Raw genomic sequence first — 18,981 nt, 5'->3', positions numbered from 1 at the left:
AGGGACCTAGGCCCGGGGAGCGGCGAAGCGATGGACAGGCGTGAGCGGGAGCGGCCCAGGGTCGTCCTGGGGGTGAGCGGCGGGATCGCCGCCTACAAGGCGTGTGAACTGCTGCGACGGCTGACCGAGTCCGGTCACGACGTACGGGTCGTGCCGACCGCCTCGGCGCTGCACTTCGTCGGCGAGGCCACCTGGTCGGCGCTGTCCGGCAACCCGGCCGGCACCGAGGTCTGGGAGTCCGTCCACGAGGTCCCGCACGTCCGGATCGGCCAGGGCGCCGACCTCGTCGTGGTCGCCCCCGCCACCGCCGACCTGCTGGCCAAGGCCGCCCACGGCCTCGCCGACGACCTGCTGACCAACACCCTGCTCACCGCGCGCTGCCCGGTGGTCTTCGCTCCGGCGATGCACACCGAGATGTGGGAGCACCCCGCCACGCAGGAGAACGTCGCCACGCTGCGCCGCCGCGGCGCGCTCGTCATCGATCCGGCGGTCGGCCGGCTGACCGGTGTCGACACCGGCAAGGGCCGCTTCCCCGACCCGGCCGAGATCTTCGCGTTCTGCCGCCGGGTGCTGGCCCGTGGCGCCCGGGCGGCGGAGCAGGACCTCGCCGGCCGCCATGTCGTGGTCAGCGCGGGCGGCACCCGCGAGCCGCTGGACCCCGTCCGCTACCTGGGCAACCGGTCCTCCGGCAAGCAGGGCTACGCGCTCGCCCGTACGGCCGCGGCCCGCGGCGCCCGGGTCACGCTGGTCGCCGGCAACACCGAGCTGCCGGATCCGGCCGGGGTGGACGTGCTGCACATCGGCACCGCCCGGCAGCTCCACGAGGCGGTCCTGAAGGCCGCCGCTGACGCCGACGCGGTGGTCATGGCCGCCGCCGTCGCCGATTTCCGGCCCGCCGTCTACACCACCGGCAAGATCAAGAAGGTCGAGGGCCAGGAGCCGGAACCGGTCACTCTGGTGAGGAATCCGGACATTCTTGCCGAGCTCTCCGCCGAGCGGGCCCGCCCCGGACAGCTCGTGGTCGGCTTCGCCGCGGAGACCGACGACGTGCTCGCCAACGGACGCGCCAAGCTCGCCCGCAAGGGGTGTGACCTGCTGGTCGTCAACGAGGTGGGGGAGCACAAGGCCTTCGGTTCGGCGGAGAACGAGGCGGTGATCCTGGCGGCCGACGGAACCGAGACCCCGGTCCCGTACGGACCCAAGGAAGACCTGGCCGACACCCTCTGGGACCTGGTTGCCCCGCGTCTGGCCGAGACTCGCCCCTGACGTGTCCGCAAGGGGCCCGTGCTCACTCCAGCGGCCCCCTAAAATCCGCCATGTCCCCTTGACCCGGCCCATGCTCAATGGTGATCGTCCTACCGCGAGCCGTGGTGTCCCAGGTCACGGGGGGTCCATAAATCGAGACCGCGTGCCCGAACACCGCACACGACCGATAAACTGGCGAGCGGATCGGGCCGAGCGCAGCTCTCGGCCCCTCCGCCAATGATCAGCCAGCAGCCGCTGCAACCCCAGGGAGCGATGTGTCCCGCCGCCTCTTCACCTCGGAGTCCGTCACCGAGGGCCACCCCGACAAGATCGCTGACCAGATCAGCGACACCATTCTCGACGCGCTCCTCAAGGAGGACCCGACCTCCCGGGTCGCCGTGGAGACGTTGATCACCACCGGCCTGGTGCACGTGGCCGGCGAGGTGACGACGAAGGCGTACGCCGACATCCCCAACCTCGTCCGCAACAAGATCCTGGACATCGGCTACGACTCGTCCAAGAAGGGCTTCGACGGCGCCTCCTGCGGCGTCTCGGTGTCCATCGGCGCGCAGTCCCCGGACATCGCCCAGGGTGTCGACACCGCGTACGAGAACCGTGTCGAGGGCGACGACGACGAGCTGGACCGACAGGGCGCGGGCGACCAGGGCCTGATGTTCGGCTACGCCTGCGACGAGACGCCGGAGCTGATGCCGCTCCCGATCAACCTCGCGCACCGCCTGTCCAAGCGCCTGTCCGAGGTCCGCAAGAACGGCACCATCCCCTACCTCCGTCCCGACGGGAAGACCCAGGTCACCATCGAGTACGACGGCCACAAGGCCGTCCGCCTCGACACCGTCGTGGTCTCCTCGCAGCACGCCAGCGACATCGACCTCGACTCGCTGCTCGCACCCGACATCCGCGAGTTCGTCGTCGAGCACGTCCTGAACCAGCTCGTCGAGGACGGCATCAAGCTGGACACCGACGGCTACCGGCTGCTGGTCAACCCGACCGGCCGCTTCGAGATCGGCGGCCCGATGGGCGACGCCGGCCTCACCGGCCGCAAGATCATCATCGACACCTACGGCGGCATGGCCCGCCACGGTGGCGGCGCCTTCTCCGGCAAGGACCCCTCCAAGGTCGACCGCTCGGCCGCCTACGCGATGCGCTGGGTCGCCAAGAACGTCGTCGCCGCCGGCCTCGCGGCCCGCTGCGAGGTCCAGGTCGCCTACGCCATCGGCAAGGCCGAGCCGGTCGGTCTCTTCGTCGAGACCTTCGGCACCGCGACCGTCGACACCGACAAGATCGAGCAGGCCATCGGCGAGGTCTTCGACCTCCGCCCGGCCGCCATCATCCGCGACCTCGATCTGCTCCGCCCGATCTACTCCCAGACCGCCGCCTACGGCCACTTCGGCCGTGAGCTGGAGGACTTCACCTGGGAGCGCACGGACCGCGTGGAGGCGCTGAAGAAGGCCGCGGGGCTCTGAGTCCCACCGGACGCCCGTGACCTGACCACGGCCCCGGACCGCTCGGCGGTCCGGGGCCGTGGGCTGTCCACAGGCGCCCCGCGCTGTCCGAGCCATCTGCTAAGACTGATGCTGTGAGCAGGGAGAACGGGCGACCGGAGGCGGGGGCGTCGGGTGCGGGCGAGCAGTTGGCCCTCATCCGGGAGGCCGTGCGGGAGACCAAGACGGAGCGGGCGAAGCCGCGGACGTGGCGGGGCGCCGAGCCGGCCGCCGAGCTGCCGGTGGCCCGGGTACTGGTCGACAAGGGGCTGGTGCACCTCGACCGGTATTTCGACTACGCGGTGCCCGCGGCCATGGACGCCGAGGCGCAGCCCGGCGTGCGGGTGCGGGTGCGGTTCGGGGCGGGGGAGAAGGGCGGCCGCCGCGAGGGCGGCAAGCTGGTCAGCGGGTTCATCGTGGAGCGGGTCGCGGAGAGCGACTACCGCGGGGTGCTCGCCCCGATCGCGCAGGTGCTCTCGTCCGAGCGGGTGCTGACGCCCGAGCTGCTGGCCCTGTGCCGGGCGGTGGCGGACCGCTATGCCGGGACGCTCGCCGATGTGGTGCAGCTGGCCGTGCCGCCGCGCCGGGCGCGGGCGGAGGCCAAGCCGTCTCCGGCGCCGCTGCCGCCCAACGCGCCTCCGGATCCCGGCAGTTGGGAGCGCTACGGGGCCGGCCCCGGGTTCCTGGCGGCGCTGACCCGCGGGGATGCGCCGCGGGCGGTGTGGACGGCGCTGCCCGGGCCGACCTGGCCGCAGGAGCTGGCGCGGGCGGCGGCCGCGACGCTGGCGGGCGGGCGCGGTGCGCTGGTGGTGGTGCCGGACGGGCGGGCCGCGGCGCGGGTGGACGCGGCGCTCGGCGAGCTGATCGGGGAGGGCCGGCATGTGCTGCTGACCGCCGACGCCGGGCCCGAGGAGCGCTACCGCCGCTGGCTGGCGGTCAGCCGGGGCGCGGTGCGCGCCGTGGTCGGGACGCGCGCCGCGATGTTCGCGCCGGTAGCCGATTTGGGCCTGGTCGCCCTGTGGGACGACGGCGACGCCAGCCACAGCGACCCGCACGCACCCCAGCCGCACGCCCGTGAGGTCCTCGTCCAGCGGTCGGTCAATGAGCGAGCCGGCTGTCTGCTGGGCGGGCTGAGCTGCACGGTCGAGGCGGCGCAGCTGGTCGAGACGGGCTGGGCGCGCCCGCTGACCGCCGAGCGCGCTGCGGTGCGGGCCGCGGCGCCCCTGGTGCGTACGGTCGGCGACGGCGACGAGGCGCGGGACGCCGCCGCGCGTGCCGCCCGGCTGCCGACGATGGCCTGGCAGGTGGTGCGCGAGGGGCTCCGGAGCGGGCCGGTGCTCGTCCAGGTCCCGCGGCGCGGATATGCGCCCCGGCTGGCCTGCGAACGCTGCCGTACCCCCGCGCGCTGCCGGGCCTGCGCGGGCCCGCTGGAGTCGCAGGACAGGGGTGAGCTGGCCTGCGGGTGGTGCGGGCGGCCCGAGGGGGACTGGCACTGTGCCGAGTGCGGCGGTGCGCGGCTGCGGGCCCAGGTCGTGGGGGCGCGGCGGACGGCCGAGGAGCTGGGCCGGGTGTTCCCGTCGGTCCCGGTGCGCACCTCGGGGCGTGATCACGTGCTGGCCTCGGTTCCGGGCGCTCCCGCGCTCGTGGTGAGCACGCCCGGAGCGGAGCCGGTGGCCGAGGACGGCGGATATGCGGCGGCGCTGCTGCTGGACGGCTGGGCGCTGCTGGGGCGGCCGGACCTGCGGGCGGGGGAGGAGGCGCTGCGCCGCTGGCTGGGCGCCGCCGCGCTGGTCCGCGGCCAGGCGGAGGGCGGCACCGTCGCGGTGATCGCGGAGCCGACGCTGCGGCCGGTGCAGGCGCTGGTGCGCTGGGATCCGACCGGCCATGCGGTCCGTGAGCTGGCCGAGCGGGCCGAGCTGGGGTTCCCCCCGGTATCGCGGATGGCCTCCGTCGCCGGCCGTGCGGAGGATGTCGCCGAGCTGCTGCGGGACGCCGAACTCCCGGCGGAGGCCGAGGTGTTGGGACCCGTCCCGCTGCCGGTGGCGGACCCCTCGCGTCCGCGCCGGCCGGGCGATCCCCCACCGGGCGAGCAGTGGGAACGCGCACTGGTCCGGGTCCGCCCCGGCCAGGGCGCCGCCCTCGCCGCGGCGCTCAAGGCCGCCCGCGCGGCCCGGCTGGTCAAACGGGAGGGGGAGGCGGTCCGGGTCCGGATCGACCCGCCCGACCTGGGGTGAGGGGCCGGCGGATGGGCGGGGCGCGGCGCCTGCGGGGGCGTCCCGACGGGGAGTTCGCCGGATCGCGGCTCAGGAGGCACCGGCGCCCGCCCGGGTACGGCGCCGTTCCGGATGTGGGGGTCCGCTCGCCGCGTGGTGGCGGCGCGACGTATGCGGCGCTTTCCGTACGTGGCGCCGCCTCGTGTGTGGCGCTGCCCGCGCGTGGCGTCACTCCTGCCCAGGCGTCACTCCGGCCAGGACGCCGCCCGGGACACCGCGTCACTCCGGCCAGGACGCCGGCCGGATAGCGCGCCATTCCGGGGATGGCGCCGCCCGTAAGCGACTCCGCCTCGCACGTGCTCCCTGCCCCGTCCCTGGCGCCGCTCCGTCCACGGCACCGCCCCGCCCACGGTGCCGCCCCGGGCATGGCGCCGCCCCGGGACCGAGGTCGGCGGGTGGTCCCGGGGCGTTGGCGCGTGGCGGTGCGGGGGAGCGGAGGGCGTTCGGTTCCGGGCGGCTCAGCCGTTGCGGGGGCCGGGGAAGGCGCCGGGGCGGGCGGCCGGCTCGTCGCGGGAGACCGCGGAGGGCTGGGCGGGCATGGCACGGGCGGCCGGGACGGAAGCGGAGCCGGGCAGGCCCGCGGCCACGGTCACCGCGCGGGTCGCCGGCGCATCGGCCGGACGCACCGCCGGCTCACCGCCGTTGGTCTCCGCGGAGTTCTGGGCGGCGGCCCTGCGGGCACCGTAACGGCGGTGCACCGCCTGTTTGGTGACGCCGAGCGCCGAGCCCACCGCGTCCCAGGAGAACCCCAGCGACCGGTCGAAGTCGACGGCGGCCGTGACGAGCGTTTCGACGCTGTCCCGCAGTTCCTGGGCGAGGCGCACCGTCGGGGCGGGGGCACGTCCGTAGACGACGAAGCCCGCGGAGGGGCCGGTGCGCCGCGGCCGGTAGACGTTGCCGAGCTGAGCGGTCAGCGTGCGCAATGCGTCCACCTGCCGGCGCACCCGTTCGATGTCCCGCACCAGGAGATGCAGGCTGGCGCGCGCCTGGGCGTCGTGGGTTGCGTGGTCGGCCATGAGCAAGCCTCTCGAACCGGCGTGGAAAAGGAAGAGTGAAAGCGGGCGGGCCGTCAGAGCGGCCCGGTCCGGGTCAATGCTGTTTGACCAACGCGACAGCAGCGGCTCTGGTCACGGTATGGGGGCGTGCGGGCTTCCGTACGAGGCGCGGGAAATCTTGTACGCCCCCTCGATCCACGGCCCATGGCCTGCGGCGGGACCCATAGACTGGTGTGTCGTTCCGCTGCGTGTGAGAGGTAGTTCGCCACCCATGAGGCTTGTCTTCGCCGGCACCCCCGAGGTCGCCGTACCCGCCCTCGATGCCCTGATCGCCTCGGACCGGCACGAGGTCGTGGCCGTCGTCACCCGGCCCGACGCGCCCGCGGGGCGCGGCCGCAAGCTGGTCGCCAGCCCCGTCGCGGAGCGCGCGGAGGAGGCGGGCATCGAGGTGCTCAAGCCCGTCAAGCCGCGCGACGAGGACTTCCTGGCCCGGCTGCGGGAGATCGCGCCGGACTGCTGCCCGGTGGTCGCCTACGGTGCGCTGCTGCCGAAGGCCGCGCTCGACATTCCCGCCATGGGGTGGGTCAACCTGCACTTCTCGCTGCTGCCCGCGTGGCGGGGCGCGGCGCCCGTGCAGCACGCGGTGCTGGCGGGCGACGAGGTGACCGGTGCCTCGACGTTCCAGATCGAGACCGGACTGGACTCGGGCCCGGTCTTCGGGGTGCTGACCGAGCAGGTCCGGCCGACGGACACCAGTGGCGATCTGCTCACCCGGCTGGCGTTCGCCGGCTCCGGGCTGCTCGTGGCGACGATGGACGGCATCGAGGACGGCACGCTGCAGGCGGTGCCGCAGCCGGCCGAGGGCATCACGCTCGCGCCGAAGATCGAGGTCGAGGACGCCAAGGTGGACTGGACGGCGCCCGCGCTGCGGGTCGACCGGGTGATCCGCGGCTGCGCGCCGGCACCCGGGGCCTGGACGGTCTTCCGCGGGGAGCGCCTGAAGCTGATGTCGGCCGTGCTCGCCGCCGGGCACACCGAGCCCGCCCTCGGGCCCGGCGAACTCGCCGTCACGAAGAAGTCGGTGTGCGTCGGCACCGGCAGCCACCCCGTCGAGCTCGTCTGGGTCCAGCCGCAGGGCAAGAAGCCGATGAAGGCGGCGGATTGGGCGCGCGGGGTGCGCATCGAGGGCGGGGAGCGGCTGGGGGACTGACCCGGCGTCCGCCGGCGGGACGCGGCAGCCGCCGTCCTCGGCGGTCCCGGTCCCGGCCCGGCCTCCCGCGCGTTCCGGTCGGGGGTCCGCGTAGGCTGGGACGGACCCCTCATCTCGTATCCGGAGCACCTTTTCTGTGAGCCAGCAGCCGCGTCGCCGTCCCAGCAAGCCCTACCGCCGCCCGCAGAAGGACCCGGTCCGGATCCTGGCGTTCGAGGCGTTGCGGGCGGTCGACGAGCGGGACGCCTATGCGAACCTCGTGCTGCCGCCGTTGCTGCGCAAGGCGCGCGAGGGCGGCGACTTCGACGCCCGCGACGCGGCGCTGGCGACCGAGCTGGTCTACGGCTCGCTGCGGTGGCAGGGCACCTACGACGCGATCATCGCGCGGTGCGTGGACCGGCCGCTGCGGGAGGTGGACCCGCCGGTCCTGGACGTGCTGACGCTCGGGGCGCACCAGTTGCTCGGCACCCGCATCCCCCCGCACGCGGCGGTGAGCGCCAGCGTCGAGCTGGCGCGGGTGGTGCTGGGCGACGGGCGGGCGAAGTTCGTCAACGCGGTGCTGCGCAAGGTCACCGCCCATGACCTGGACGGCTGGTTGGAGCGGGTCGCCCCCGAGTACGACGAGGACCCCGAGGAACACCTCGGCATCGTGCACGCCCACCCCCGCTGGATCGTCTCGGCGCTGTGGGACGCGCTCGGCGGGGGCCGGGCCGGTATCGAGGACCTGCTGGAGGCGGACAACGAACGCCCCGAGGTGACCTTGGTGGCCCGGCCCGGCCGGAGCACCGCCGACGAACTGGTGGCGGCGGCCGGCGGCGAGGAGAGCACGCTCCCCGGGCGCTGGTCCCCGTACGCGGTGCGGCTCGTGGAGGGCGGGGAGCCGGGCGCCCTGGACCCGGTCCGCGAAGGGCGCGCGGGGGTGCAGGACGAGGGCAGTCAGCTCGTCGCCCTCGCGCTGGCGAACGCGCCCGTCGAGGGCACCGACCGCGCCTGGCTCGACGGCTGCGCGGGCCCCGGCGGCAAGGCGGCGCTGCTGGCGGCGCTCGCGGCCGAGCGCGGTGCCGCCCTGCTGGCGTCGGAGAAGCAGCCGCACCGCGCACGCCTGGTGGCGCGGGCGCTCGACGGCAACCCGGGCCCGTACGCGGTCATCGCCGCCGACGGCACCCGACCGGCCTGGCGGCCCGGCTCCTTCGACCGGGTACTGGTGGACGTGCCCTGCACCGGCCTCGGCGCGCTGCGGCGCCGCCCGGAGGCACGCTGGCGCCGCCGCCCCGAGGACCTGGACGGCTTCGCCCCGCTCCAGCGCGAACTCCTGCACCAGGCCCTCGCGGCCGTACGCGTCGGTGGCGTCGTCGGCTACGCGACCTGCTCCCCGCACCCGGCCGAGACCCGGGCCGTGGTGGACGACGTCCTCAAGGCCCGCGGCGGCGAGCCGGTCCGGGCGGAGTGGGTGGACGCCCGCCCCCTGATGCCCGGCGTCCCCGCCCTCGGCGACGGCCCGGACGTCCAACTCTGGCCCCACCTGCACGGCACGGACGCGATGTACCTGGCCCTGCTGCGCCGGACGCGCTGAGGGAGAGCCGCCCGACAGCCGCGAGCCCCGGGGCCGGCCGCGCGATCGGCCCGCCGCGTCCCCTGAACACGACCCGGCGGGCCGGGATGTGGCGGTCGGTCCGGGTCCGGGGGTTCGGCCGGCCGTGCGCGGGGTGCCGAACGGGGCGCCGGTCACCGGGCCGGCCGCCGGGCCGACCAGCCGGTGTCCGCCCCGGCCCGGGGCTCGCCCACCCCTCCCTCGGCCCCGCCTCCACGCGCTCCCGTTCCGTTCCCCTCCCGTCCCCCCTCCGCCCGTCCCGGGTCCTCGCGCCATACTGGGGGCATGGCCTTGATCAACCCCAGCATCCTGTCCGCAGACTTCGCCCGCCTCGCCGAGGAGGCACGTGCCGTCGAGGGCGCCGACTGGCTGCACGTCGACGTCATGGACAACCACTTCGTCCCGAACCTCACCCTCGGTGTGCCGGTGGTCGAGTCGCTGAGCAAGGCGACGGACACCCCCCTCGACCTGCATCTGATGATCGAGGACCCGGACCGCTGGGCGCCGCAGTACATCGAGGCCGGGGCCGGGTCGGTGACCTTCCACGTGGAGGCGGCGGCCGCGCCGGTGCGGCTGGCGCGGGAGATCCGGGCCAAGGGCGCCCGGGCGTCCATGGCGCTGAAGCCGGCCACGCCGATCGAGCCGTACGAGGATCTGCTCCCCGAGCTCGACATGCTGCTGATCATGACCGTGGAGCCCGGCTTCGGCGGCCAGGCGTTCCTGGACATCATGCTGCCGAAGATCCGTCGCACCCGTGAACTGATCTCCCGGCACGGCTTGCAGCTGGCGCTGCAGGTGGACGGCGGGGTCTCGGCGGACACCATCGAGCGGTGCGCGGAGGCGGGCGCCGACGTGTTCGTGGCGGGCTCCGCGGTGTACGGCGCGGACGACCCGGCCAAGGCGGTCCGTGACCTGCGGGAGAAGGCCGAGGCGGCGACCGCGGCGGCGGGCTGGGGCTGCGCGCACTGACGGCGGCCGGCGGGAACCGGCGGCCCGATGGATTCACGCCAGGGAAATCCGGGCGGGACGGGGGCCGCGCCGCTCGTTGTGCGGGGCGCTACCCAGCGTTCACGAGGGTCGGGGCGGTCGTGGTCCCCGTTGCCGCCGGGTTTCTGAAAGGATGAGCAAAGACTCGATCACATGCGCAAAAGGGGAGAATTTCGTGGTAGCCAGCCGCCCACAGTCCGGAATGGGCCCTGCCGAGCTGGTGCAGGCCGCGGCCATGGCCCGCCGTTTCTATCTTGAGGGCAAGTCGAAGATCCAGATCGCGGAGGAATTCGGCGTCAGCCGGTTCAAGGTCGCGCGCGTGCTGGAGACCGCCCTGGAACGTGATCTTGTGCGGATCGAGATCCGGGTGCCCTCCGAACTGGACGCCGAACGCTCCGACGCCCTGCGGGCCCGCTACGGCCTGCGCCACGCGGTGGTCGTCGAGTCGCCCGCGGACGCTCCCCCCGCCTTCGGCGGCCAGACCCCGCCCGAGGACGCCGCCGACCCCGAGAACCTCGGCGAGGTCGCGGCCGATCTGCTCGGCGAGCTGGTCACCGAGGGAGACGTGCTCGGACTGGCCTGGGGCCGGTCGACCATTCACATGGCGGCCGCGCTGCACCGCCTTCCGCCGTGCACCGTCGTGCAGTTGACCGGTGTGTACGACGCGGGCACCGCCGACCGCGGCTCGGTCGAGGCGGTGCGCCGGGCGGCCGATGTCTCCGGCGGCGAGGCGCACCCGATCTATGCGCCGATGCTGCTGCCGGACTCGGCGACCGCCGAGGCGCTGCGCCGCCAGACCGGCATCGCCCGTGCGTTCGACTACTTCGACAAGGTCACCGTCGCCTGCGTCTCCATCGGCTCCTGGGAGCCCGGCGTCTCGACGGTCTACGACATGCTGTCGGAGCAGGAGCGGGAGCACTACGCCTCGCTGGGCGCGGCCGCCGAGATGTCGGCGCACCTCTTCGATGCCCAGGGCCGCCGGATCGGCCGGGACCTCGGCGAGCGCTGCATCACCGTCGAGGCGGACCGGCTCCGCCGGATCCCCGAGGTCGTCGCCATCGCCGGCGGCCGGCGCAAGGCCGACGCGATCGGCGCGGTGCTGCGCTCCGGGCTGGTGACGAGCCTGGTCACGGACACCGCCGCAGCCGACCACCTGCTGCTGGAGACCGGCCCCGGCCCGCGCCCCGCACTGGACCGGGCGGACCCTGACGGGGCGTGACCTCCGGCGGCCGGGCCCCCGCGCGGCCGCCGTGCGCACCTGCCCCGCGCCCCGTCCCGGCCACCCCTGGCGCGGTACCGACGAGCAGGCTGCGCGGCCCTGTGACAGCATCGGCGCATGGTGATCCGCTCCGCCCCGCGCCGTGCTGCCGCCGTCCTCGGCGCGCTGCTCGCCGGGCTGCTCCTGGTGCTGGCCGGGTGTGCCACGGGCGGTGGCGCGGGCGGGAGTTCGTCCGCCGCGCCGCGGTCCGGTGCCACGTCGGCCGCCGGTGCCCCGAGCCGCTCCGGCGTGCCGGACTGGGCGCGGGGCATGCCGGCCGTCCCGGCCGGTGCGCTGCCCCCGCAGGCACGGCACACCCTCCGGCTGATCGACGCCGGCGGACCCTTCCCGTACCCGCAGGACGGGACCGTCTTCGGCAACCGAGAGCGGCTGCTGCCCCGTCAGCCGCGCGGTCACTACCACGAGTACACGGTGCCCACGCCCGGTTCGCCGGACCGCGGGGCCCGCCGGCTCGTCACCGGCCGGAGCCACGAGACGTACTACACCGACGACCACTACCGGACCTTCAAGGCGGTGCTCCGATGACGGGTTCAGTGCCCAGGCCGCTCGCGGCGGTGCTCGACGGCAGTACGCCCGCGGGGGTGCTGCCCTGGCCCGCGGAGCGTTCGGTGGCCCAGGCGCTGGCCGCCGCGCGGGACGCCGGCTGGACCGGTGCGTCCCTGGACCTGGAGGGGGTCGCGGACAAGGCCGCCTTCATGGACCGGTGCGCCCGCGCCCTGCGGCTGCCGGACTGGTTCGGCAGCAACTGGGACGCGCTCGCCGACTGCCTGACCGATCTGTCCTGGTGCCCCGCCGGCCGCGGCCGGCTGCTCGTGGTGACGGGCTGGCAGGGCTATGCGGCCGCGGCGCCGGACGAGTGGAGCGTCGTCGAGGGTGTACTGGCCGATGCGGTGGGCTACTGGCGGGACACGGACACCGGCCTGGCCGTGATCATGGCCAGGGGGCGGGACCGGCAGGGCGTCTAGGGCACGTCCCGGCGGCGGTGCACCGGGCCTGACCGGCGGCGATGCGGCGCGGCCCGTCCGGGCGCCCGCGGACCCCCGTTCCGGGGCGGCCCCCTCCGCCGTCACGGCGCGTTTGGCGGATCGCACACACGGCCGGGGGATGGCTCGGATTATCGCATGAGCCCTGGTCAGGGCCCGTATCCTGGCCGTATGCGATTCCTCAATCCGAAGAACGGCGCGCTCGAAGAGAGTTCTTCGGTGCCCTACGACCTGACCTACGACGATGTGTTCATGGTGCCCGGCCGCTCCGCCGTGGGCTCCCGCCAGGGAGTGGATCTCTCCTCCCACGACGGGACCGGTACCACCATCCCTCTCGTGGTCGCCAACATGACGGCGATCGCCGGCCGCCGGATGGCCGAGACCGTCGCCCGTCGTGGTGGCCTGGTCGTCATTCCGCAGGACATCCCGCTCGACGTCGTCACCGACGTCGTCACCTGGATCAAGCGCCGCCACCTGGTCCTGGACACCCCGATCGTGCTGTCCCCGGTCGCGACCGTCGCCGACGCCCTGGCGCTGCTGCCCAAGCGGGCGCACGGCGCGGGCATCGTCGTCGAGGGGGGCCGCCCGGTCGGCGTCGTCACCGAGCACGACCTGGCCGGGGTGGACCGCTTCACCCAGGTGGCCGAGGTCATGTCCAGGGACCTGCTGGTCCTGGACGCGGACATCGACCCGCGGGAGGCCTTCAACCGCCTCGACGCCGCCAACCGCAAGCTCGCGCCCGCGGTCGACGCGGACGGCATGCTGGTCGGCATCCTCACCCGCAAGGGCGCGCTCCGCGCCACCCTGTACACCCCCGCCACGGACGCCAACGGCAAGCTGCGGATCGCGGCCGCCGTCGGCATCAACGGCGACGTGGCCGGGCGGGCCAAGGCGCTGCTGGAAGCCGGTGTGGACACGCTCGTCGTGGACACCGCGCACGGCCACCAGGAGTCGATGATCAACGCGGTCAGGGCGGTCCGCGGGCTGGACCCGCAGGTCCCGATCGTGGCGGGCAACATCGTCGCCGCCGAGGGCGTCCGGGACCTGATCGAGGCCGGCGCGGACATCATCAAGGTCGGCGTCGGACCGGGCGCGATGTGCACCACCCGGATGATGACCGGCGTGGGCCGGCCGCAGTTCTCCGCGGTCCTGGAGTGCGCCGCCGAGGCGAAGAAGTTCGGCAAGCACGTCTGGGCCGACGGCGGGGTGCGCCACCCCCGCGACGTCGCGATGGCGCTGGCCGCGGGCGCCTCCAACGTGATGATCGGCTCCTGGTTCGCCGGCACCCTGGAGTCGCCCGGTGACCTCCAGCACACCGCCGACGGCCGGCCGTACAAGGAGAGCTTCGGCATGGCCTCCGCGCGTGCGGTGCGCAACCGTACGAGCGACGAGTCGGCCTACGACCGGGCCCGCAAGGCCCTCTTCGAGGAGGGCATCTCCACCTCGCGGATGTTCGTCGACCAGGCGCGGCCCGGCGTCGAGGATCTGATCGACTCGATCATCGCGGGTGTCCGCAGCTCCTGCACCTACGCGGGCGCCGGCTCCCTGGCGGAGTTCGCCGACAAGGCCGTGGTCGGGGTGCAGAGCGCCGCCGGGTACGCCGAGGGCAAGCCGCTGCACGACAGCTGGAACTGACCCGCCACGGGGTGTGACGCCCCTCCGGCGCCGCCGCTGACCGGCCCCGCACCCCCTCGGGTGCGGGGCCGGCCGCGTTTCCGGAACCCGGGCCCCCGGTCCGTCCCGCACCGCGGAACACGTACGATCGGACCCTGGCGCGCAACGAACGGCCGCCCCCTGCACCGGTGCGCAATGATCCTTCGCTGTTGCGCAAGGAAGCTGCATTACGGCAGGTCAGCGGCGGCCCGTAAGGTCAAGCGCTGTACGTGGAGTGACGGAGTCCGTCTGCTCGGCGGTCTCCTGCTGCGGGGTGCTCCGGCATGCCCGTCTTCCGACCGCTGCCGGTCGCCGCGCTCCGTACGAAATCCGATCGGCAGCGATAAAGGAGCCACCTCAGTGTTGGAGCACGGCGCATCCCCACCCGCAGGGGACAGCGACCCCCGACCGCCCTCCCCCGGAGGACTCGGCACCCGGTTGATGCGGCGCAAGCCCGTCGAGCGGCTGGTCGCCGAGGGCGGCAAGGGCGAGGGGGGCACGCTCCGCCGCTCGATGGGCCTGTGGCAGCTGACCATGATCAGCATCGGTGCCACGCTCGGCACCGGCATCTTCGTGGTCCTCGGTGAAGCCGTCCCGGACGCCGGGCCCGCGGTCATCATCTCCTTCGTCATCGCCGGCATCACCGCCCTGTTCTCCGCGCTGTCCTACGCGGAGCTGGCCGGCACCATCCCGGTCTCCGGATCGTCGTACTCCTACGCGTACGCCACCCTCGGCGAGCTGGTCGCCTGGGTCTGCGGCTGGTGCCTGATCCTGGAGTACGGCGTCTCGGTCGCCGCCGTCGCCGTCGGCTGGGGCCAGTACCTCAACGAACTGCTCGACGGCACGATCGGCATCACCATCCCGGACGCGCTGTCCCAGCCGCCCGGTGACGGCGGCGTCTTCAACCTGCCGGCGCTGCTGGTCGTGCTGCTGGCGATGGTGTTCCTGCTCGGCGGGGCCAAGGAGAGCGCCCGCGCCAACACCATCATGGTCCTCGTCAAGATCGTCGCCCTGCTGCTGTTCTGCGGCGTGGCCGTGCAGGGCGTGCGCTCCGGCAACTACGCGAACTTCATGCCGATGGGCATGGCGGGCGTCAGCGCCGCCGGCGCCACCCTGTTCTTCTCGTACATCGGCTTCGACGCCGCCTCCACCGCGGGCGAGGAGGCCAAGAACCCGCAGCGCGACATGCCGCGCGCGATCATGCTCTCGCTGGTGATCGTCACCGCGCTGTACTGCCTGGTCGCGGCCATCGCCGTGGGCGCGATGCCCTGGCAGAAGTTCGAGGGCTCGGAGGCCGCGCTCGCCGGGATCATGAAGAGCGTCAGCGGCCAGAGCTTCTGGGCCGTGCTGCTCGCCTTCGGCGCGGTCATCGCCATCGCCAGCGTCGTGCTGACCGTGCTCTACGGCCAGACCCGCATCCTCTTCGCGATGTCCCGGGACGGGCTGGTGCCGAAGGTGTTCGCCAAGGTGCACCCGAAGAGCGGTGCGCCCCGCGCCAACACCGTGATCGTCTCGCTGTTCTGCGGGATCCTCGCCGCCGCGGTGCCGCTGGGCCAGCTGGCCGACGCCACCAGCATCGGCACGCTGTTCGCCTTCGGACTGGTCAACATCGCCGTCATCGTGCTGCGCCGCACCCGGCCCGATATGCCGCGCAGCTTCCGCACCCCGCTCTCGCCGCTCTTCCCGGCGATCGGCTTCCTGCTGTGCCTCTACATGATGAGCAGCCTCGGCACCGTGACCTGGGTGGTCTTCGGTGTCTGGATGGTCGTGGGCCTTGTGGTCTACTTCGGTTACGGCTTGCGCCGCTCCCGATTGGCCACCGCAGAGAAGTGATCCACCCGCAGTGCGACTGAACGATCTCGACGAACGCATCGTCCACGCCCTCGCCGAGGACGCCCGCCGCAGCTATGCCGACATCGGCCAGGAGGTCGGGCTCTCCGCGCCGGCCGTCAAGCGCCGGGTGGACCGGCTGCGGGCCGACGGCGCGATCACCGGCTTCACGGTCCGCGTCGACCCGGCCGCGCTCGGCTGGGAAACCGAGGGGTTCATCGAGATCTACTGCCGCCGCAACACCTCGCCCGAGGCGATCCACCGCGGCCTGTCGCGCTACCCGGAAGTGGCGTCCGCCTCCACCGTCACCGGTGAGGCGGACGCCGTCGTCCAGGTCTTCGCCTCCGACATGCGGCACTTCGAGCGGGTCCTGGAGCGGATCGCGGGCGAACCGTTCGTGGAGCGGACCAAGTCCGTCCTGGTGCTCTCGCCGCTGCTGCGGCGGTTCAGCTCGGGGGCGCCGGGCTAGGGGCGCCGTGGCCCCGGTGAACGCCATGGCGACGGCCGCGCCGACCGCCCCGCGAAGCGCCCCGCGGGCCGGGATCCGCACCGATCAGCAGGTTGCGGCGAGCCGGGCGCAACGAATCACCGCACAGTCACTTGAACGCGCAATGAATCGTCCCTCGGCGCGCAATGGTGGCGCCTTGTCCGGGATCGTCGGCGGACCGTACCGTCAATGCGTCCACCCGCACCGTCCTCGCCGAGGGGTCCCATGACGTCGCTGCACACCGCCCTGCTCCAGAGTTCGGGCCGGCCCGGCGATGTCGCGCGCAACCTGCGGGTCCTCGACGACGCGGCCCGTGCGGCCGCGGCCACCGGCGCCGGGCTGCTGGCCTGCCCCGAGCTCTTCCTCACCGGCTACGCCATCGGCGCCGACGTGCACCGCCTCGCCGAGACCGCCGACGGTGACAGCGCCCGGGCCATCGGGAAGATCGCCGCCGAGCACGGCCTCGCGGTGCTCTACGGCTACCCCGAGCGCGCCGCGCAGGACGAGCCCGACAGCGCCGCCGTCTACAACTCGGCGCAGCTCATCGGCCCGGACGGCGAGCGCCTCGCGAACTACCGCAAGACCCACCTCTTCGGCTGCTTCGAGCACGAGTGGTTCACCCCGGGGGAGCGGGCCGTGGTCCAGGCCGAGCTGGCCGGGCTCCGGATCGGCCTGCTGATCTGCTACGACGTGGAGTTCCCGGAGAACGTCCGGGCCCATGCGCTGGCCGGCACCGATCTGCTGCTGGTGCCCACCGCGCAGATGCACCCCTTCCAGTTCGTCGCCGAATCCGTCGTCCCGGTCCGCGCCTTCGAGAACCAGATGTACGTCGCGTACATCAACCGGGTCGGCGCGGAGGGCGAGTTCGAGTTCGTCGGCCTCAGCTGCCTGGCCGGTCCGGACGGTGTCGTGCGCACCCGCGCCGGCCGCACCGAACAGCTGGTGCGCGCCGAGGTCGACCCCGCCTTCCTGAAGGAGTCCCGGGGGGACAACCCGTATCTGCACGACCGCCGGCCGGAGCTGTACGGCCCGCTGACCTGACCCCGCCCCGCCCCCCTCGATCCGCCGCAGGCCGGCCCGCCGGCCCGCGCCGCCCTGCCTGCTGTGCCCTGTCTGCAAGGAGTCCGCCCCCCATGACGTCCACGGTGCCCACCGCCGCCCACCACGCGGATGCCCAGCCGCCCATCACCATGTTCGGCCCGGACTTCCCGTACGCCTACGACGACTTCCTCGCCCACCCGGCGGGCCTCGGCCAGGTCCCCGCGACCGAGCACGGCAAGGAGGTCGCGGTCATCGGCGGCGGCCTCTCCGGCATCGTCACCGCCTACGAACTGATGAAGATGGGCCTCAAGCCCGTCGTCTACGAGGCGGACCAGATAGGCGGCCGGCTGCGGACCGTCGGCTTCGACGGCACCCCGGCCGACGCCGCGGGCCTGACCGCCGAGATGGGCGCGATGCGCTTCCCGCCGTCCTCGACGGCGCTCCAGCACTACATCGACCTGGTGGGCCTCGCGACCACGCCGTTCCCCAACCCGCTGGCGGCGGACACCCCGTCGACCGTGGTCGACCTCAAGGGCGAATCGCACTACGCCCGCACGGTCGACGACCTCCCCGAGGTCTACCACCAGGTCATGGACGCCTGGAACGCCTGCCTGGAGGAGGGCGCGGACTTCTCCGACATGAACACCGCGATCCGCGAGCGGGACGTCCCGCGCATCCGCGAGATCTGGTCCCGGCTCGTCGAGAAGTTCGACAACCAGACCTTCTACGGCTACCTCTGCGACTCGACGGCCTTCAAGTCCTTCCGCCACCGCGAGATCTTCGGCCAGGTCGGCTTCGGCACCGGCGGCTGGGACACCGACTTCCCCAACTCCATCCTGGAGATCCTGCGGGTCGTCTACACCGAGGCCGACGACCACCACCGCGGCATCGTCGGCGGCAGCCAGCAGCTGCCGCTGCGCCTGTGGGAGCGCGAGCCCGCCAAGATCGTGCACTGGGCGCCGGGCACCTCGCTGTCGTCGCTGCACGACGGGACGCCGCGGCCCGCGGTGACCCGCCTGCACCGCACCGCGGGCAACCACGTCACGGTGACCGACGCCGACGGCGACATCCGCACCTACGAGGCCGCCGTCTTCACCGCGCAGTCCTGGATGCTGCTGAGCAAGATCGACTGTGATGACGCGCTGTTCCCCATCGACCACTGGACGGCGATGGAGCGCACTCACTACATGGAGTCCAGCAAGCTCTTCGTCCCCGTCGACCGGCCGTTCTGGCTCGACAAGGACGAGGACACCGGCCGCGACGTCATGTCGATGACGCTGACGGACCGGATGACCCGCGGCACCTACCTGCTCGACAACGGCCCCGACGAGCCCGCCGTCATCTGCCTCTCCTACACCTGGTGCGACGACAGCCTCAAGTGGCTGCCGCTGGACGCCAACGAGCGGATGGAGGTCATGCTGAAGTCGCTGTCGGAGATCTATCCGAAGGTCGACATCCGCAAGCACATCATCGGCAACCCGGTCACCGTCTCCTGGGAGAACGAGCCCTACTTCATGGGCGCCTTCAAGGCGAACCTGCCCGGCCACTACCGCTACCAGCGGCGCCTGTTCACCCACTTCATGCAGGACCGCCTCCCCGAGGACAAGCGGGGCCTCTTCCTCGCGGGCGACGACATCTCCTGGACCGCGGGCTGGGCCGAGGGTGCCGTACAGACCGCGCTGAACGCGGTGTGGGGCGTGATGCACCACTTCGGCGGCGCGACGGACGCCTCGAACCCGGGCCCGGGCGACGTCTACGACGAGATCGCACCGGTCGAACTGCCCGAGGACTGAACGGCGTTCACCACCGGCCCCGCCCCGCCGCGAAGGCGGAACCCGCGCGAAGGGCGGGGCAGCCGGCCGCGCCGCGGGTAACATCGACGGCTCCGGTTCGGCTGCGTGGGGG

General features: G+C 73.6%; 15 protein-coding genes. 14 read left to right on the top strand and 1 reads right to left on the bottom strand.

Features of this window, described 5'->3' with window-relative positions:
* Positions 1 to 30: 30 nt before the first annotated feature.
* From coaBC to AB0411_RS28915, 3 genes are all read left to right on the top strand, one after another.
* A complete protein-coding gene (gene coaBC, locus AB0411_RS28925) occupies positions 31 to 1,266 on the top strand; it encodes a bifunctional phosphopantothenoylcysteine decarboxylase/phosphopantothenate--cysteine ligase CoaBC (RefSeq protein WP_366420227.1) in 1,236 nt (411 codons plus the stop codon).
* A gap of 254 nt (positions 1,267 to 1,520) precedes the next feature.
* Positions 1,521 to 2,729 (top strand): methionine adenosyltransferase, encoded by a 1,209-nt coding sequence (metK, locus tag AB0411_RS28920; RefSeq protein WP_086717153.1) that lies wholly within the window; start codon positions 1,521 to 1,523, stop codon positions 2,727 to 2,729.
* 113 nt (positions 2,730 to 2,842) lie between these two features.
* A complete protein-coding gene (locus tag AB0411_RS28915) occupies positions 2,843 to 4,981 on the top strand; it encodes a primosomal protein N' (RefSeq protein ID WP_366420226.1) in 2,139 nt (712 codons plus the stop codon).
* 497 nt (positions 4,982 to 5,478) lie between these two features.
* On the opposite strand, the gene AB0411_RS28910 is transcribed toward AB0411_RS28915, so the two are convergent.
* Complete coding sequence (locus tag AB0411_RS28910; protein WP_366420225.1) at positions 5,479 to 6,036, bottom strand: hypothetical protein; 558 nt, start codon at positions 6,034 to 6,036, stop codon at positions 5,479 to 5,481.
* 250 nt (positions 6,037 to 6,286) lie between these two features.
* Between AB0411_RS28910 and fmt the strand changes: the two genes are divergently transcribed.
* From fmt to AB0411_RS28855, 11 genes are all read left to right on the top strand, one after another.
* Complete coding sequence (gene fmt / locus AB0411_RS28905) at positions 6,287 to 7,225, top strand: methionyl-tRNA formyltransferase (protein ID WP_366420224.1); 939 nt, start codon at positions 6,287 to 6,289, stop codon at positions 7,223 to 7,225.
* 136 nt (positions 7,226 to 7,361) lie between these two features.
* Positions 7,362 to 8,798: an RsmB/NOP family class I SAM-dependent RNA methyltransferase gene (locus tag AB0411_RS28900; RefSeq protein WP_366420223.1), complete on the top strand. Its 1,437-nt coding sequence runs from the start codon at positions 7,362 to 7,364 to the stop codon at positions 8,796 to 8,798.
* 303 nt (positions 8,799 to 9,101) lie between these two features.
* Positions 9,102 to 9,785 (top strand): ribulose-phosphate 3-epimerase, encoded by a 684-nt coding sequence (rpe, locus tag AB0411_RS28895; RefSeq protein ID WP_366420222.1) that lies wholly within the window; start codon positions 9,102 to 9,104, stop codon positions 9,783 to 9,785.
* Positions 9,786 to 10,005: 220 nt separating this feature from the next.
* Complete coding sequence (locus AB0411_RS28890; protein ID WP_366420221.1) at positions 10,006 to 11,022, top strand: sugar-binding transcriptional regulator; 1,017 nt, start codon at positions 10,006 to 10,008, stop codon at positions 11,020 to 11,022.
* A gap of 117 nt (positions 11,023 to 11,139) precedes the next feature.
* Positions 11,140 to 11,607, top strand: a complete 468-nt coding sequence (locus AB0411_RS28885) for a ribonuclease domain-containing protein (protein WP_366420220.1) — start codon at positions 11,140 to 11,142, stop codon at positions 11,605 to 11,607.
* On the top strand, positions 11,604 to 12,047 hold the full coding sequence (locus tag AB0411_RS28880) for a barstar family protein (protein WP_366420219.1): 444 nt from the start codon (positions 11,604 to 11,606) through the stop codon (positions 12,045 to 12,047). Before AB0411_RS28885 ends, AB0411_RS28880 begins: the two co-directional genes overlap by 4 nt.
* A gap of 189 nt (positions 12,048 to 12,236) precedes the next feature.
* Positions 12,237 to 13,700 (top strand): GuaB1 family IMP dehydrogenase-related protein, encoded by a 1,464-nt coding sequence (locus tag AB0411_RS28875; RefSeq protein WP_366420218.1) that lies wholly within the window; start codon positions 12,237 to 12,239, stop codon positions 13,698 to 13,700.
* A gap of 378 nt (positions 13,701 to 14,078) precedes the next feature.
* Complete coding sequence (locus AB0411_RS28870) at positions 14,079 to 15,551, top strand: amino acid permease (protein ID WP_403151137.1); 1,473 nt, start codon at positions 14,079 to 14,081, stop codon at positions 15,549 to 15,551.
* 10 nt (positions 15,552 to 15,561) lie between these two features.
* Positions 15,562 to 16,017, top strand: a complete 456-nt coding sequence (locus AB0411_RS28865; protein WP_086719805.1) for an Lrp/AsnC family transcriptional regulator — start codon at positions 15,562 to 15,564, stop codon at positions 16,015 to 16,017.
* 243 nt (positions 16,018 to 16,260) lie between these two features.
* The gene (locus AB0411_RS28860) at positions 16,261 to 17,076 is read left to right on the top strand and encodes a carbon-nitrogen hydrolase family protein (protein WP_366420216.1); all 816 of its coding nucleotides are present in this window, start codon (positions 16,261 to 16,263) and stop codon (positions 17,074 to 17,076) included.
* A 92-nt stretch (positions 17,077 to 17,168) separates the two neighbouring features.
* Positions 17,169 to 18,869, top strand: a complete 1,701-nt coding sequence (locus AB0411_RS28855; protein WP_366420215.1) for a flavin monoamine oxidase family protein — start codon at positions 17,169 to 17,171, stop codon at positions 18,867 to 18,869.
* Positions 18,870 to 18,981 lie beyond the last annotated feature (112 nt).

This window comes from Streptomyces angustmyceticus (assembly GCF_040701845.1).
Lineage (GTDB): Bacteria > Actinomycetota > Actinomycetes > Streptomycetales > Streptomycetaceae > Streptomyces > Streptomyces angustmyceticus_A.
Note: the sequence above shows the minus strand (reverse complement) of the source record. Positions and strands in the feature narration are given on the sequence as shown.

Bases quoted from the DNA above. Each gene is read 5' to 3' on its own strand.
- fmt (WP_366420224.1), top strand. From the start codon at position 6,287: ATGAGGCTTGTCTTCGCCGGCACCCCCGAGGTCGCCGTACCCGCCCTC.
- rpe (WP_366420222.1), top strand. From the start codon at position 9,102: ATGGCCTTGATCAACCCCAGCATCCTGTCCGCAGACTTCGCCCGCCTC.
- AB0411_RS28855 (WP_366420215.1), top strand. From the start codon at position 17,169: ATGACGTCCACGGTGCCCACCGCCGCCCACCACGCGGATGCCCAGCCG.
- AB0411_RS28880 (WP_366420219.1), top strand. From the start codon at position 11,604: ATGACGGGTTCAGTGCCCAGGCCGCTCGCGGCGGTGCTCGACGGCAGT.
- AB0411_RS28910 (WP_366420225.1), bottom strand. From the start codon at position 6,036: ATGGCCGACCACGCAACCCACGACGCCCAGGCGCGCGCCAGCCTGCAT.
- AB0411_RS28885 (WP_366420220.1), top strand. From the start codon at position 11,140: ATGGTGATCCGCTCCGCCCCGCGCCGTGCTGCCGCCGTCCTCGGCGCG.
- AB0411_RS28890 (WP_366420221.1), top strand. From the start codon at position 10,006: ATGGGCCCTGCCGAGCTGGTGCAGGCCGCGGCCATGGCCCGCCGTTTC.
- AB0411_RS28875 (WP_366420218.1), top strand. From the start codon at position 12,237: ATGCGATTCCTCAATCCGAAGAACGGCGCGCTCGAAGAGAGTTCTTCG.
- coaBC (WP_366420227.1), top strand. From the start codon at position 31: ATGGACAGGCGTGAGCGGGAGCGGCCCAGGGTCGTCCTGGGGGTGAGC.
- AB0411_RS28860 (WP_366420216.1), top strand. From the start codon at position 16,261: ATGACGTCGCTGCACACCGCCCTGCTCCAGAGTTCGGGCCGGCCCGGC.